Annotated in this window: 13 protein-coding genes; 11 read left to right on the plus strand and 2 right to left on the minus strand. The window is 71.8% G+C overall.

The annotated features are described in order from the left end of the window. The first annotated feature begins 78 nt into the window (after positions 1-78). The gene (locus tag AZE13_RS04330) at positions 79-1,248 is read left to right on the plus strand and encodes a cysteine desulfurase family protein (protein ID WP_066926888.1); all 1,170 of its coding nucleotides are present in this window, start codon (positions 79-81) and stop codon (positions 1,246-1,248) included. A 91-nt stretch (positions 1,249-1,339) separates the two neighbouring features. Here AZE13_RS04330 and AZE13_RS04335 read toward each other — a convergent pair whose 3' ends face one another. Next, positions 1,340-2,113 carry an N-acetylmuramoyl-L-alanine amidase gene (locus AZE13_RS04335; RefSeq protein WP_107288246.1) on the minus strand — a complete coding sequence of 258 codons (774 nt, stop codon included), beginning with the start codon at positions 2,111-2,113 and terminating at the stop codon, positions 1,340-1,342. Between the two features lie 54 nt (positions 2,114-2,167). Between AZE13_RS04335 and mnmA the strand changes: the two genes are divergently transcribed. From mnmA to AZE13_RS04350, 3 genes are all read left to right on the plus strand, one after another. Continuing rightward, on the plus strand, positions 2,168-3,298 hold the full coding sequence (gene mnmA / locus AZE13_RS04340; protein ID WP_066926890.1) for a tRNA 2-thiouridine(34) synthase MnmA: 1,131 nt from the start codon (positions 2,168-2,170) through the stop codon (positions 3,296-3,298). Positions 3,299-3,469: 171 nt separating this feature from the next. Beyond that, on the plus strand, positions 3,470-4,252 hold the full coding sequence (locus AZE13_RS04345) for a VC0807 family protein (protein WP_258527558.1): 783 nt from the start codon (positions 3,470-3,472) through the stop codon (positions 4,250-4,252). 26 nt (positions 4,253-4,278) lie between these two features. Next, positions 4,279-4,821 carry a TIGR00730 family Rossman fold protein gene (locus tag AZE13_RS04350; protein WP_066926892.1) on the plus strand — a complete coding sequence of 181 codons (543 nt, stop codon included), beginning with the start codon at positions 4,279-4,281 and terminating at the stop codon, positions 4,819-4,821. A gap of 62 nt (positions 4,822-4,883) precedes the next feature. On the opposite strand, the gene AZE13_RS04355 is transcribed toward AZE13_RS04350, so the two are convergent. After that, entirely contained in the window at positions 4,884-5,264 is a 381-nt protein-coding gene (locus AZE13_RS04355) for a VOC family protein (RefSeq protein WP_066926894.1), read from the minus strand. Positions 5,265-5,472: 208 nt separating this feature from the next. Here AZE13_RS04355 and AZE13_RS04360 point away from each other — a divergent pair, with 208 nt between their 5' ends. From AZE13_RS04360 to gatC, 7 genes are all read left to right on the plus strand, one after another. Continuing rightward, the gene (locus AZE13_RS04360; protein WP_066926896.1) at positions 5,473-6,162 is read left to right on the plus strand and encodes an SDR family oxidoreductase; all 690 of its coding nucleotides are present in this window, start codon (positions 5,473-5,475) and stop codon (positions 6,160-6,162) included. Between the two features lie 112 nt (positions 6,163-6,274). After that, entirely contained in the window at positions 6,275-6,652 is a 378-nt protein-coding gene (locus AZE13_RS04365) for a MarR family winged helix-turn-helix transcriptional regulator (protein ID WP_066927268.1), read from the plus strand. 100 nt (positions 6,653-6,752) lie between these two features. Then, positions 6,753-8,207 (plus strand): MFS transporter, encoded by a 1,455-nt coding sequence (locus AZE13_RS04370; RefSeq protein WP_079123666.1) that lies wholly within the window; start codon positions 6,753-6,755, stop codon positions 8,205-8,207. 257 nt (positions 8,208-8,464) lie between these two features. Beyond that, positions 8,465-9,421, plus strand: coding sequence for a methionine synthase (locus AZE13_RS04375; protein WP_398780104.1), 957 nt, complete (start codon positions 8,465-8,467; stop codon positions 9,419-9,421). Between the two features lie 31 nt (positions 9,422-9,452). Continuing rightward, a complete protein-coding gene (gene ligA / locus AZE13_RS04380) occupies positions 9,453-11,669 on the plus strand; it encodes an NAD-dependent DNA ligase LigA (RefSeq protein ID WP_066926898.1) in 2,217 nt (738 codons plus the stop codon). Positions 11,670-11,825: 156 nt separating this feature from the next. Beyond that, entirely contained in the window at positions 11,826-13,934 is a 2,109-nt protein-coding gene (locus tag AZE13_RS04385; protein ID WP_066926900.1) for a putative bifunctional diguanylate cyclase/phosphodiesterase, read from the plus strand. 515 nt (positions 13,935-14,449) lie between these two features. After that, positions 14,450-14,746 carry an Asp-tRNA(Asn)/Glu-tRNA(Gln) amidotransferase subunit GatC gene (gene gatC, locus AZE13_RS04390; RefSeq protein ID WP_066926902.1) on the plus strand — a complete coding sequence of 99 codons (297 nt, stop codon included), beginning with the start codon at positions 14,450-14,452 and terminating at the stop codon, positions 14,744-14,746. Positions 14,747-14,750: the final 4 nt, after the last annotated feature.

A 14,750-nucleotide genomic window follows, 5' to 3' on the forward strand; every position in this document is an offset into this window, starting at 1 on the left:
GGCGGAAGGACGCCCGAGGTTCGTGCGCTCCCGCGCCGGGCCTGCGCCCCTCCCTCGCCTCGTAGAATCGTGCGCACCATGGTTTACCTCGACCACGCCGCCACCACCCCGATGCTCCCGGAGGCGGTGCAGGCGATGACCGCCCAGCTGACCGTCACCGGCAACGCGTCCTCGCTGCACGCCGCCGGTCGGCGGGCCCGGCGTACCGTCGAGGAGGCGCGGGAGTCCCTCGCCGCCTCGCTCGGCGCGCGCCCGAGCGAGATCGTCTTCACCTCGGGCGGGACCGAGTCCGACAACCTCGCGGTCAAGGGCCTGTACTGGGCCCGCCGGGCGGCCGACCCGGCCCGCACCAGGGTGCTCGCCAGCCCGGTCGAGCACCATGCTGTCCTCGACGCCGTGGAGTGGCTCGCCGAGCAGGAGGCCGCCCGGGTCGAGTGGCTGCCGGTCGACTCCTACGGGCGGGTGCACGCCGATGCGCTGCGCGAGGCCATCGCCCGCAACCCCGCGGATGTCGCGCTGGCCACCGTCATGTGGGCCAACAACGAGATCGGCACCGTCCAGCCGGTCCAGGAACTCGCCGCGGTGGCCAGGGAGTTCGGGGTACCGCTGCACGCGGACGCGGTGCAGGCGTTCGGCCAGCTGGAGGTCGACTTCGCCGCCTCCGGGCTCGCCGCGATGACCGTCTCCGGCCACAAGATCGGCGGACCGTACGGTATCGGTGCGCTGGTGCTCGGCCGCGAGTACGCCCCGGTGCCCGTGCTGCACGGTGGCGGCCAGGAGCGGCAGGTGCGTTCCGGGACCCTGGACACCCCCGCCATCGCCGCCTTCGCCGCCGCCGGCCGCCACGCCGCCGCGCACCGCGCCGACTTCGCCCGGGACATCGGTGCCCTGCGCGACGACCTGGTCAAGGCGGTACGCGCGGCCGCCCCGGACGCCGTCCTCGGCGGCGACCCGGACCCCGCCGGCCGTCTCCCCGCCAACGCGCACTTCGCTTTCCCCGGATGCGAGGGGGACTCGCTGCTCCTCCTCCTGGACGCCCAGGGCATCGCCTGCTCCACGGGCTCCGCCTGTACCGCGGGTGTCGCCCAGCCCAGCCACGTTCTGCTGGCGACCGGTATGTCGCCGGACCTCGCCCGTGGCACGCTGCGCTTCTCCCTGGGGCACACCTCCACCGCGGCGGATGTCGCGGCGCTGGCCCAGGCCATCGGCCCGGTGGTGGAGCGGGCGCGCAGCGCGGGCCTGAGCTGAGCCGAGCCGGACCGGGCCGGGCAGAGGCGCGCGGCGCAGTCCGTGGACGGTGGCCGGTGCGGCGCAGACCGTGGACGGTGGCCGGTGCGGCTCAGTCCGTGTCCGGCGCCCTGCGCAGCTCGTCGCGGACGAGCCGCAGGTAGCGGTCCCAGTCCCAGTGCCGCCCGGGGTCGGTGTGATCCGTCCCGGGCACCTCCACATGCCCCACGACGTGCTCCCGGTCGGCCGGAAAGCCGTACCGCCGGCAGATCCCGGCCGTCAGCCGGGCGGACGACGCGTACATGGCATCCGTGAAGGACTCGGGGCGGTCGACGTAGCCCTCGTGCTCGATCCCCACGCTGCGCTCGTTGTATCCGCGGTGACCGGCGTGGAACGCCACATCCAGCTCCCGCACCGTCTGCGCGAGGTGGCCGTCCTTACGGACGACGTAGTGGGCGGCGGCCTTGTGGAACGGGTCCCGGAACACGTCCAGCGCGGTGGCGAAGCTGCCCTGGACGACATGGATCACCACCCGGTCGATGTCGTAGTCCGCCGGCCGGTCCGCGCGCCGGAAGTTCCATGAGGAGGCCGGTACCCACCGCGCGCCCGGATGGTCGACCGCGCCCGGCTCCCGCGGCTGGTCGTTCCCCGGCAGCCGCCACCACCACTGCCGCAGCTCGTCCCGTGCGACGAAGGCCGCGGCGGCCCCGGTGACCAGCAGCCCGCCGCCCACGGCCCACAGCGCCCGCCGTCGCGTGACACCGGACGATCCCCGGCCGGCCGCGCCCGCGCCTGCCGAGCCCGCCTCGACGTCCGCCTCCGCCTCCACCTCCGTCTTCGTCTCTGCCTCCGTCTTCGTCTCCGTCTCCCGGGTCCGCTGTCCCATGCGCTGCATAACGCTTTCCGCCCTGTCGGAGGTTCCGTCTACTCTGGACTGGTTATGACTGATGACGCCCCCCGCCGCCTCCGCGTACTCGCCGCCATGTCCGGCGGCGTCGACTCCGCCGTCGCGGCGGCCCGCGCCGCCGAGGCGGGCCATGACGTGACCGGCGTGCACCTCGCGCTGTCCGAGAACCCGAAGTCGTTCCGTACCGGCGCCCGCGGCTGCTGCACGATCGAGGATTCGCACGACGCCCGCCGTGCCGCGGACGTCATCGGCATCCCCTTCTACGTCTGGGACCTCGCCGAACGCTTCCGCGCCGATGTCGTCGACGACTTCATCGCCGAGTACGAGGCCGGGCGCACCCCGAACCCCTGCCTGCGCTGCAACGAGAAGATCAAGTTCGCCGCCCTCCTGGACAAGGCCCTGGCGCTGGGCTTCGACGCGGTGTGCACGGGTCACTACGCCACGGTCGTGACGAACCCGGACGGCACCCGCGAGCTCCACCGGGCCTCCGACATGGCCAAGGACCAGTCCTACGTCCTCGGCGTCCTGGACGACCGCCAGCTCGCCCACGCCCTGTTCCCGCTCGGCGACACCCGCACCACCAAGGCCGAGATCCGCGAAGAGGCCGCCCGCCGCGGCCTGTTCGTCGCCAAGAAGCCGGACAGCCACGACATCTGCTTCATCGCCGACGGCGACACCCAGGGCTTCCTCGCCAAGCGCCTCGGCACGGCCACGGGCGACATCGTCGACGAGGCGGGCAACCGCCTCGGCACGCACGAGGGCGCGTACGGTTTCACGATCGGCCAGCGCAAGGGCCTGCGCATCGGCCACCCGGCGCCCGACGGCAAGCCGCGCTACGTCCTCGACATCTCCCCGGTCGACAACACCGTCACCGTCGGCCCCGCCGAGTCCCTCGACGTCACGGCCCTCACCGCCATCCGCCCGCGCTGGTGCGGCCGCGCGCCGGCCGCCGGGCCGGGCACGTACACCGCCCAGCTCCGCGCCCACGGCGGGGAGACCGAGGTCACCGCCGAGCTGATCGACGACGCCGAACTCCGGGTGACCTTCACCGAGCCGGTCCGCGGTGTGGCCCCGGGCCAGGCGATCGTCCTCTACGACGGCACCCGTGTGGTCGGCTCGGCCACCATCGCCACCACAGAGCGCCGCGTACGGGTGGAGGCGTAGCCGACCCGGCCTCCCCCCTTCCCCCGGGCACTGACAAATGTCATGCCGAAGGCAGGACAGACGCAACTGTCGGCCGAGCGGGACGTACACGAAGCTGAACGTGTCGCGTCGAGGGATGGATGACGCGACACCGCACGTCGCGCGTCACGTCTCAACTCGGGGGAATCCGCCATGAGTCAGAACCTCATCGCCGCCGGGCACAATCCGGTGAGCCCGGCCGGCCCGGCCGGTCCTGTCAGTCCGGTGAGTCCGACGCTTCCGGCAAACCGGTCCCGTCACCTGGTGCAGAGCTTCGCGCCGCTCATCGTGGATGCCGGAATCCCGATCGCCTCGTTCTTCGTGCTCAGCGAGGGCTTCGGGCTGAGCACCGTGGCCGCGCTGGGCTGGAGCAGCGTGGTTCCGGCGCTGCGGGCGCTGTGGGATCTGGTCGGGCACCGGGGAGTCAACGGCCTGGCGCTGCTGATGCTGATCGTGAACGGCGCCGGCCTGGCGATGAGTGTGGTGGCCGGCGACGCACGGCTGATGATGGCCAAGGACAGCGCCGTCAGCAGCGTGGTGGGTCTGGCGATCCTGCTCTCCCTGCGCACCCGGCGTCCGCTGATGACCGCGGGGCTCAAGCCGTGGATCACGAAGGGCAGTGCGGCCGGCCATGCGGCCTGGGACCGGCTGATAGCCGGCTGTGAACGGTTCCGGCGGGCCGAGCGGAGGTTCTCGGCGATATGGGGGAGTGCGCTGCTGACCGAGTGCGTGCTGAAAGCCGTCGGCGCCTACACCCTGCCGGTGCCCACCATGGTCTGGCTGGGCCCGGTGCTGACGGCGGTGGCCGTGCTGCTGGCGATGCTCATCGCGGGGGGAAGCTGCGCCGACCCGATGCAGAAGATGGTCAAGGCGGAGATCGAGCGCGCCGCCGCGGGGCGGCCGCAGGAGGGCGACCGAGGCCGAGGGGACCGGTAGCTTCTCCGGCCCGTAACGTGAAGCGCATGAACATCTGCTGCTTCTGTTCCGCCGCCGACCTCGATGACCGCTACCTCACCCCGGCCCGGCAGTTCGCCGAGCTGATCGGCAAGGGCGGGCACGCCCTGGTCTGGGGCGGCTCGGACACCGGGCTGATGAAGGTCTTGGCCGACGGGGTGCAGGAGGCGGGCGGGAAGCTGATCGGCGTCTCGGTGGAGTTCCTGGTGCACAAGGCGCGCGAGGGTGTCGACGAGATGATCGTCGCCAAGGACCTCGCCGAGAGAAAGGCGCAGATGCTGGCGCGCGCCGACGCCATCGTGATCATGGTCGGCGGTATGGGCACGCTGGACGAGGCCACGGAGATGCTGGAGCTGCGCAAGCACGGGCTGCACACCAAGCCGGTCGTGCTGCTGAACACGGCGGGTTTCTACGACGGGCTGAGGGCGCAGTTCGCGCGCATGGAGTCCGAGGGGTTCCTGCCGCTTCCGCTGGCCGACCTGGTCTTCTTCGCCGAGGACGGCGCTGGTGCGCTCGCGTACCTGGAAGAGCGGGCCGCCGCCCAGAGCTAGGCGGCCTGTCTCCCTGGTCTCCGGGGAGACAGGCCCTGGGGCGCACCGGGGACGCCGAGCCGTCAGAGCGGGTTGAGGCGGGCCTTGAGCAGGCAGAACTCATTGCCTTCGGGGTCGGCGAGAACGTGCCACTGCTCCTCGCCGGTCTGGCCGATGTCTGCCGGGCGCGCCCCGAGCTTCAGGAGGCGTTCGAGCTCGGCGTCCTGATCGCGGTCGGTGGCGTTGACGTCGATGTGCAGCCGGGACTTCCCCGGCTCCGGCTCGTCCCTGCGGCTGAGGATGATCGTCGGCTGCGGGCCGCCGAACCCTTCGCGCGGCCCGATCTCGATGCAGCCGTCCCCTTCGCGATCGAGCACGACGAAGTCCAGGACCTCGCACCAGAACCGCGCCAGCACCTCGGGGTCGCGGCATCCGAGCACGAGCTCACTGATACGACATGCCATGGACGAAACCTACTCTCGGCGTGGGGGGGGGGCTGCCGGGGCGACCGCGCGCGGAGCTGCCGGGCGCCCCGCAGGGGGAACAGGATCGAGACCGTACCGGGCGAGGCGAGCAGGTGGGAAGGGCTGTGGGGCGTCGCCCCAGGTTTGTGGGGCATCGCCCCGGCCGCCCTTCAGAGGCGTTCCTCGCCCGCTCGTTAGGATCGTCCCCATGGGTACGCACTTGATCACGGGCGCAGGATCGGGCATCGGAGCGGCGGTCGCGCGGCGGCTGGCGGAGCGCGGGGAGGACCTGTGGCTGCTGGCGCGCAACGCGGTCCGGGCGAAGGAGCTGGCCGAGCAGTTCCCCGGCGCCCGCATGCTGGTGGGTGACCTGGGCAACCCCGAGAAGCTGTCCTGGGCCCTCGGCCAGCAGCCGCTGCCGGAGCGGATCGACTCGCTCCAGCACATCGCGGGCGTTATCGAGCTGGGCGCGGTCGGCGATCTGCCGGCCAAGGCCTGGCAGCGGCAGCTCGCGGCCAACCTCGTCGCGCCCGCCGAGCTGACCCGGCTGCTGCTCCCGCTGGTGCGGGTCGCCAAGGGGCACGTCGTCTTCGTCAACTCCGGTGCCGGGCTGAACGCGCACGCCAACTGGGGTGCGTACGCCGCGAGCAAGCACGGGCTGAAGGCGCTGGCCGACGCGCTGCGGGCGGAGGAGCACGCCAACGGTGTGCGGGTCACCTCGGTCTATCCGGGGCGCACGGCCACGCCGATGCAGGCGAGCACCCATCAGCAGGAGGGCAAGGAGTACGACCCGTCCCGGTGGATCGACCCGGAGTCGGTGGCGACGGCGATCCTCACGGCCATCGACCTGCCGCGGGACGCCGAGATCAACGACGTGTCGGTGCGGCCCGGGCGCTGAGCCCCGCACGTCTTCGCGGCCGTCCGCCGCGGCGACGTACGCTGCAGGAGTGAGCACTGAAGCGAAGTCGACCGCGGCGGCCGGATGCGGGTTCCGGGAGATCCGGGGCCTGGTGACGGAGTTGAGCCGCCGTCTGGACGCCCATCAGCGCAGCCGGATCGCCGAGCTGGATCTGACGCCGACACAGGCCAAGGCGCTGGAGGAGCTCGGCGAGCCGAAGACCGCGCGCGAACTGGCCGCGGTGCTGTGCTGCGAGCCGCCGAATGTCACCTATGTCGTCTCCAAGCTGGAGAAGCAGGGCATAGTCGTACGTCAGCCGCATCCGCTGGACGGGCGCGCCAAGCAGCTCGTACTGACCGAGGCGGGGCGGGAGTTGAGGCTGGATCTGCTGCGGCGGATGGGCACCGCGTCGCCGCTCGACCACCTCTCGCACGAGGAGCGCGCCGCGTTGCGCGACGACCTGTTGAAGGCGCTGGGGCGGGGCGACTGAGCCCCGCACCGCGGCGAGTGCGCCGGGGCTTGGCATGCCTTCAGTAAAGTTATAGCTGTAATCATTGCTCGCGGTGATGGATACAGCTATAACTAAATTCATGATCACTCAGAAGGCGGCGCCGCGCGCTGCGGCAAGCGGATCGCAGGCCCCGGTGGGCCGGCGGCAGGACCCGGCGGACACGCGCCCGACCCCGGCAGGCCCGTCGAAGCAGCCGCGCGGCGGGCTGCAACTCCTCGTGCTGGCACTCGGGTTCGTGATGGCGAGCCTGGACACCGGCATCATGAACGTCGCCGCGAACGACCTGCGGGACCGGCTCGGCCTGAGCATGTCCGGCCTCACCTGGGTCGTCGACGGCTATGTGCTCGCCTTCGCCGCCCTGCTGCTGCTCGCCGGCTCGCTGGCGAAGCGGTACGGGGCGCGCCGGATCTACCTCATCGGGCTCGCCGTCTTCACCGCAGCGTCCCTGCTGGGCGCCGTCGCGCCGAACGGCGCCGTCCTGGTGGCGGCCCGCTTCGCGCAGGGCGTGGGCGCCGCCCTCTTCATGCCCAGCTCGCTGTCGCTGCTGATGAACGCCTTCCCCGAGCCGGCCCGCCGGGCGAAGGTCCTCGGTGTCTGGTCGGCGATCGTCTCCACGTCCGTCGGTCTCGCGCCGACCCTCGGCGGGCTGCTGATCGGCACCCTCGGCTGGCGCTCCCTCTTCCTCGTCAACCTCCCCGTCGGCGTCGTGGGGCTGCTGCTCACCCGGCGGGTCGTCGCGGCGGTCCCGGCCCGTGGTTCGGCGCTCGCCGCCGGCGGTCATGTGCTGGGCCTGCTCGCCCTGGGGTCGCTGAGTTACGCGCTCATCGAAGGGCCCGACAAGGGGTGGTCCGCACCGTTCGTCCTGGGCGCGTTCGTGGTAGCCGTGGTCGCGGCGGCCGGATTCGTCGTCCGTGAGCGGGCCTCCCGTACGCCGGTCCTCCCGGTGTCGCTCTTCTCGGACGGCCGCTTCTCCGCGGCCAACGCGATCGGCTTCCTCTTCAACTTCGCTTTCTACGGGTCGCTGTTCGTCCTCGGCCTCTTCCTCCAGGCCGCGCGCGGCGCGAGCCCGATGACCGCGGGGTTGCAGATGCTGCCGGCCGTCCTGGTCATCCCGCTCGGCAATATGCTCTACGCCCGGATCGGGCCGCGGATCGGCAACCGGGCCGCGCTGGCCGGCTCGCTGGCGCTCTCCGCGGCGGGCTATGTCCTGCTCTTCCTGCTGCTCGCGCCCGGTCTGCCGTACGGGGTGATCGCGGTGATCCTCGCCGTCGGCAACATCGGCAGCGGAGTCAGCTCCCCGGCGATGACCGGCGTCCTGATGGAGGCGGCGGGCCGGGAGCACGCCGACATCGGCAGCGCCACCCTCAACGCCAACCGGCAGATCGGCTCCCTGGTCGGTATCGCCGGGATGGGCGCCGTACTGGCCGGGGCGGGCGGCGGCCACCAGGCCGCGGCCTACGCCTTCGCGCTCACGGCGGCCGCGCTGGCGGCCGCGGCGGTGATCGGCCTGCTGGGGGTGCGCGGTCGGGGGTGACAGGGGAGGGCGCGGAGAATCGTCAGCGTTACACAGTTGGCCGGTGTGATGCACGGGCACCTTCCGCTCTCCTCCCGGCGCCCTTCCGCTCCCGGCGCCGCGGCCCCCGCCCGGCCGCATACCCTTCCTGCGTGAGCGAGAACAGCACGGTGAACGAGCACGGCACGGTGAACGAGTACAGCGTGAGCGAGAACGCCACGGCCGGCGGGACCGGCACGCGGAAGTGGGCCGCGGGCGCGGCGACCGGGATCGGGTCGATGCCGGGCGGCGACGCGCGCGAGGCGGCCAGGACCGTCACCGGGTCGCTGGAGGGCTTTCCGTACCTGCCCGAGCTCCCGGCCCGGGGGCCCGGCGCGGACATGATCGGGCGGACCCTCGGGATGCTTGTCGAGGTCTACGGACACGTGGAGCCCAGCGGGTGGCGGATCAGCGACCGGCCGGGCCGCGACACCCGGCGCGCGCACTCCTGGCTCGGTGAGGACCTCGACGCGCTGGAGGAGTTCACCCAGGGGTACACGGGGCCGCTGAAGGTCTCCGCGGTCGGCCCGTGGACGCTGGCCACCGCACTGGAGCTGCGCAACGGCGAGGCGGCCCTCGGCGATCCCGGGGCCTGCCGGGACCTGGCCGCGTCGCTGGCCGAGGGGCTGCGCGGCCACCTCGCCGACGTACGGCGCCGGGTGCCGGGCGCGCGGGTGGTGCTGCAGCTCGACGAGCCGTCGCTGACCTCGGTGCTCCGGGGACGGGTGAAGACCGCGAGCGGCTACCGGACCCACCGGGCCGTGGACCGCGCGGTCGTCGAGGACGCGCTGCGCGACCTCGTCGGAGTGGCGGACGGCGGGCCGGTGGTCGTCCACTCGTGTGCGCCCGACGTGCCGTTCGGGCTGCTGCGGCGGGCCGGTGTGACGGGCGTCTCGTTCGATTTCGCACTGCTCACCGAGCGTGAGGAGGAGGCGGTCGGCGAGGCCGTCGAGGGCGGTACCACGCTGTTCGCGGGCGTGGTGCCCGGCGTGGACGGCCGATTGTCAGACCCTGCCGGTAGCGTCATGGGTGTCAGGACGCTGTGGCGCAGGCTGGGGCTGGCACCGGGGACTCTGAGCGAGTCTGTGGTCATCACCCCGTCGTGCGGACTGGCGGGCGCTTCGCCCGCATATGCCCGCTCGGTGCTCGCCCACTGCGTCCGGGCGGCGAGATCACTCGCAGACAACCCTGAGTGACCGCACTCGAGGACCACGGGAGGACAGGACAGTGGCTGGCGAACAGCACGCAGCGGAGTCGACGGTGCCCGCAGCGGCGCGGGAGAAGCACGCGCAGCTCGCTGAGCAGATCGAGGAGCACCGCTTCCGGTATTACGTGAAGGACGCCCCGGTCATCAGCGACGCGGAGTTCGACCGGCTGCTGCGCGCCCTGGAGGCCCTTGAGGACGAGCACCCGGAGCTGCGCACCCCGGATTCCCCGACCCAGAAGGTCGCCGGCGCGTACGCCACGGAGTTCACCGAGGTCGCGCACCGCGAGCGGATGCTCTCGCTCGACAACGCCTTCGACGACGAGGAGTTGGCGGCCTGGGCCGAGCGCATCGCCGGTGAGCTGGGCGGCGACGCCAGGAGCGCCGGCTATCACTTCCTCTGCGAGCTGAAGGTCGACGGTCTCGCCGTCAACCTCACCTACGAGCACGGCCGGCTGACCCGCGCCGCCACCCGTGGCGACGGCCGCACGGGCGAGGACATCACCCCCAACGTCCGGACCATCGGCGAGATCCCGCACCGCCTCAAGGGCGACCGTGTCCCGGACGTGGTCGAGGTGCGCGGCGAGGTCTACTTCCCGATGGAGAAGTTCCTCGAACTGAACGAGCGCCTGGTGGCCGAGGGCAAGCCGCCGTTCGCCAACCCCCGTAACGCCGCCGCCGGTTCGCTGCGCCAGAAGGACCCCAAGGTCACGGCCGGCCGCCCGCTGCACATGGTCGTGCACGGCCTGGGCGCCCGGGACGGTCTGGAGATCGGCCGGCTGTCCGAGGCGTACGACCTGCTCAAGGAGTGGGGCCTGCCGACGGCCACGCACAACAGCGTCGTCGACTCCTTGCAGGAGGTGCGCGACTTCATCGCGCACTACGGCGACCCCGACACCCGCAGTACGGCCGTCGAGCACGAGATCGACGGTGTGGTCGTCAAGCTGGACGAGATCCCGCTACAGGGACGGCTGGGGTCGACGTCCCGTGCGCCGCGCTGGGCGATCGCCTGGAAGTACCCCCCGGAGGAGGTCAACACCAAACTGGTCGACATCCGGGTCGGCGTCGGCCGTACGGGCCGGGTCACGCCGTACGCGGTGGTCGAGCCGGTGACGGTGGCCGGGTCCGAGGTGGAGTTCGCGACGCTGCACAACCAGGACGTGGTCAAGGCCAAGGGGGTGCTGATCGGGGACACCGTCGTGATCCGCAAGGCCGGCGATGTCATTCCGGAGATCCTCGGACCGGTCGTCGACCTGCGGGACGGCGGCGAGCGGGAGTTCGTGATGCCCGCCGAGTGCCCCGAGTGCGGGACGGCGCTGCAGCCCGCCAAGGAGGGCGATATCGACCTGCGCTGCCCCAACACCCGCTCCTGCCCCGCCCAGATCCGTGAGCGGCTGTTCTACCTGGCCGGCCGCAAGTGCCTGGACATCGAGAACTTCGGCTATGTCGCGGCCACGGCGCTGAGCCAGCCGCTGGAGCCCGCGGAACCGCCGCTGAAGGACGAGGGCGATCTCTTCGGGCTCTCCGTCGAGCAGCTGCTGCCGATCAAGTCCTACGTCCTCGACCCCGACTCCGGCCTGCCCAAGCGCGATCCGAAGACCGGCCAGGAGAAGATCGTCACCTTCTTCGCCAACCAGAAGGGCGAGCCGAAGAAGAACACCCTGGCCATGCTGGAGAACATCCAGGCCGCCAAGGAGCGCCCGCTGGCCCGGATCCTGACCGGCCTGTCGATCCGGCACGTCGGCCCGGTGGCGGCCGAGGCGCTGGCGCGGGAGTTCCGTTCCATCGACCGCATCCGGGACGCGGAGGAGGCCGAGCTGGCCGCCGTGGACGGTGTCGGGCCCACCATCGCCGCGTCGTTGAAGCAGTGGTTCGCCGAGGAGTGGCATCAGGAGATCATCGAGAAGTGGCGGGCCGCCGGCGTCCGAATGGAGGAGGCGCAAACGGGTGACGAGGGACCGCGTCCCCTGGAAGGCGTCACCGTCGTCGTAACGGGCACACTTCACTCACACACCAGAGATGGCGCGAAAGAGGCCCTCCAGAAGCTTGGAGCGAAGGTGACCGGTTCCGTTTCGAAGAAGACCGGTTTCGTAGTGGTGGGCGACAACCCTGGCTCGAAGTACGACAAAGCCATGCAGTTGAAGGTCCCGGTATTGGACGATGACGGCTTCGCGGTGCTGCTGGAGCAGGGTCCCGAGGCGGCGAAAGCGGTGGCCGTCACTCCGCCTGAGGAGGAGTGAGGTGTCACCCCATCGGCGCATACCAGATTGATCCCGTACGCCGGGTCGCATTCGGGCAACCGTCGGCGATCGCTGCCCGCGGCGGCCTTCCGCGGCCTACTGTTGAGGAGTGCGCCTGCCGTGGCGCGGGCACAGCCGGCTGTGAGAGGGATCGGAATGAAACCGACCGACAGCGCCGCTCCGGCGTCGCGGCTCCGGCGGCTCGTCGTGCCCGCGCTGCCCGCGACCATCGTCACCGTGGCGGGCCTCGCGCTCGCCACGGGCGTGATCCGCACCCTCGGCGACGGTGACGGGCTCTTCCCCGGAGGGCCCGTCGGCTGGTCGCTGGCGATCCTCACCGGCGTGATCGTCGGCCATCTGGTCGCCCTGGGCCGGGACCGCTGGTGGGGCGGCACGGGCTCCGGTGCCGCCCTCGCCCTCGCCGTCCTGCTGCTCTACGGCTGGCTGCCGGCCACCCTCGTCAGCCTCTCCGTCGTCGTGCTGGTCGGCGCCGCCCGCCGGAACCGCTGGCGACAGGCCGTGGTGCACGGCGCCGTGGACGTCCTCGGCATCGGCGCGGCGGCGCTCGGCCTCGCCGCGTTCGGGGTGGTCCCCGGTATCCGCCACCCCTGGACCCCGCCGGCCTGGGACCTGTCCGTCCTGCCCCAAGTGCTGGTCACGGCCGCCGGCTATCTGCTCGTCAGCCGCGGCCTGCTGTGGATCAGCCTCACCCCGCGCACCGGCACACTCCCCGCCATCCCCCGAACGGCCGTGGTGCGCCAGGCACTCGTCGGCATCGCCCTGCTCGGCATCTCCCCGCTGATCGCGGTCTGCGCCGTCCACGCCCCGTTACTGCTCCCGCTGTTCGCGGTCCCGCTGATCGCGCTGGACTCCACCCTCTGGATAGCCCGCGCCCGTGCCGAGGAGCAGCTGCGCGACCCGCTCACCGGTCTGCCCAACCGCCAGTGGCTGCTGGAACGCACCTGGACCGCACTGGACGAGGCCGAACGGGGCGGCGTCCGCGCGGCCCTGGTCCTCATCGATATGGACCGCTTCCGCTCCGTCAACGACACCCTCGGCCACCTCGCCGGCGACCGCCTGCTGCTCCAGATCGCCGACCGGCTGCGGCACGCCCTGCCGCGCGGCGCGGAAGCGGCCCGGCTCGGCGGCGACGAATTCGCCGTCCTGCTGCCCAGCACCGACTCCCTCACCAGCGCCCAGCGGGTCACCCGCAGCCTCGTCGCGGCCCTCAGCTCCCCGCTCGACCTCGACGGGCTCACCCTCGTCCTCGAAGCCAGCGCCGGCGTCGCCGTCTTCCCCGACCACGCCCTGGACGCCGAAGGGCTGCTGCGCCGCGCCGATGTGGCGATGTACCAGGCCAAACGGGACCGCAGCGGAGTGGAGCTCTACGAGGCCAAGCGGGACGGCAACACCCCCGACCGGCTCGGCCTGCTGGGCGATCTGCGACGCGCCCTGGACGCCGGCGAGGTCGAACTGCACTACCAGCCCAAGGTCGGCTTCGACGGACATGTCGCCGGTCTGGAGGCCCTGGTCCGCTGGGTGCACCCGGACCGCGGCCGGGTGCCGCCGGACGAGTTCATCGCCATCGCCGAGTCCTCCGGCCTGATGCCCCGGCTGACGGAGTACGTCCTCGAGACCGCGCTCGCCCAGGTGGCCCGCTGGCGCGCGATGGGCCTGGAGGTGCCGGTCGCGGTGAACGTCTCGCCGCGCGATGTGCACTCCCCGGGCTTCGCCGGCGCCGTCGCCGCCCGCCTCGCCCGACATCGTGTGCCACCCGGCGCCCTCCAACTGGAGATAACCGAGCACGTCCTGCTGGAGGACCCCCAGCGGGCCGCCGACACCCTCGCCGGGCTCACCGCCCACGGCGTGAAGATGTCCCTCGACGACTTCGGCACCGGCTACTCCTCCCTGGTGCACCTGCGACGCCTCCCGGTCAGCGAGCTGAAGATCGACCGCTCCTTCGTCGGCCGGCTCGCGGTGGACACCGAGGACGCCGAGATCGTCCGCTGCACCCTCGACCTCGCGCACTCCCTCGGCCTGCTGGTCGTCGCGGAGGGCGTCGAGGACGACGAGACCTGGGAGCGACTGCGCGACCTCGGCTGTGACGCCGTACAGGGCTGGCTGGTCGCCGCCGCCATGCCACCGGACGAAACCACGGCCTGGCTGAGAGCCCGCGGTGAGCAGGGATGGCACCGCGAGTCGGAGACGGCCGCCCTGGCGGCGGAGAAGGCTGCTGAGCGCCCTTCGGGACAGGTCTTGAACTGACCCGGCCACCGGCCGTCCCGTGTCCCCGCTCCGAGAACGCCCCGCACGACGAGAAGCACGACGAGAGCGTCGCGACCGGCGACGCCGGCGAGAGTGAAGCGTTCCACGACCGCGATCACCACCAGAGCGACGACAGAGACGTCAGCGACGACAGATACAACAGTAAAAACAGTGACAACACCGACAAGATCGATCAGGGCGACCAGAAGGACGACCCCGACGAGCCCGGCCTGAGCGACTAGCCCGGCGAGTCCGACGAGAGCGACGAGCCCGGCCGGACCGGCCGCACCGCCGCCAACAATGGAAATAACGACGAACGCGGCGAAAATGTTGCGCCCGGCCGGGCCCCGCTCCGATCCGTTCTCCGATCCGTTCCGCGGGCCCTCGTCCCCGCCCGGCGAAAGGGTTTCGCGGCTGCTCATCCGTACGCCATAGGATTGGGCCGGAAAGTTCCCAGAAAACCTTCCGCCAAGAACGTCAAGAACACTCCGCCAAGAAGACCAGAGGATCTCTGCATGCCTGGCATCACGCGCGAGGAGGTCGCTCACCTCGCCCGGCTGGCACGTCTGGAGCTGAAGGACGAAGAGCTCGACCACTTCGCCGGACAGCTCGACGACATCATCGGCGCGGTCGCCCGCGTCTCCGAGGTCGCCGACCAAGACGTCCCGCCGACCTCCCACCCGCTGCCCCTGACCAACGTCATGCGGCCGGACGAGGTCCGTCCGTCGCTCTCCCCCGAGCAGGCGCTCTCCGGCGCCCCGGCCCAGGAGCAGCAGCGTTTCAAGGTGCCGCAGATCCTGGGGGAGGAGTGACCGA

The sequence above is a fragment of the Streptomyces sp. NBRC 110611 genome (genome assembly GCF_001590865.1).
Classification (GTDB): Bacteria; Actinomycetota; Actinomycetes; order Streptomycetales; family Streptomycetaceae; genus Streptomyces.

What these genes read in the sequence shown, in the direction of transcription:
- AZE13_RS04360 (WP_066926896.1), top strand. Translation starts at nt 5,473, where the DNA reads ATGGGTACGCACTTGATCACGGGCGCAGGATCGGGCATCGGAGCGGCG.
- AZE13_RS04375 (WP_398780104.1), top strand. Translation starts at nt 8,465, where the DNA reads ATGCCGGGCGGCGACGCGCGCGAGGCGGCCAGGACCGTCACCGGGTCG.
- gatC (WP_066926902.1), top strand. Translation starts at nt 14,450, where the DNA reads ATGCCTGGCATCACGCGCGAGGAGGTCGCTCACCTCGCCCGGCTGGCA.
- AZE13_RS04370 (WP_079123666.1), top strand. Translation starts at nt 6,753, where the DNA reads ATGATCACTCAGAAGGCGGCGCCGCGCGCTGCGGCAAGCGGATCGCAG.
- AZE13_RS04335 (WP_107288246.1), bottom strand. Translation starts at nt 2,113, where the DNA reads ATGGGACAGCGGACCCGGGAGACGGAGACGAAGACGGAGGCAGAGACG.
- AZE13_RS04355 (WP_066926894.1), bottom strand. Translation starts at nt 5,264, where the DNA reads ATGGCATGTCGTATCAGTGAGCTCGTGCTCGGATGCCGCGACCCCGAG.
- AZE13_RS04385 (WP_066926900.1), top strand. Translation starts at nt 11,826, where the DNA reads ATGAAACCGACCGACAGCGCCGCTCCGGCGTCGCGGCTCCGGCGGCTC.
- mnmA (WP_066926890.1), top strand. Translation starts at nt 2,168, where the DNA reads ATGACTGATGACGCCCCCCGCCGCCTCCGCGTACTCGCCGCCATGTCC.
- AZE13_RS04330 (WP_066926888.1), top strand. Translation starts at nt 79, where the DNA reads ATGGTTTACCTCGACCACGCCGCCACCACCCCGATGCTCCCGGAGGCG.
- AZE13_RS04345 (WP_258527558.1), top strand. Translation starts at nt 3,470, where the DNA reads ATGAGTCAGAACCTCATCGCCGCCGGGCACAATCCGGTGAGCCCGGCC.
- AZE13_RS04350 (WP_066926892.1), top strand. Translation starts at nt 4,279, where the DNA reads ATGAACATCTGCTGCTTCTGTTCCGCCGCCGACCTCGATGACCGCTAC.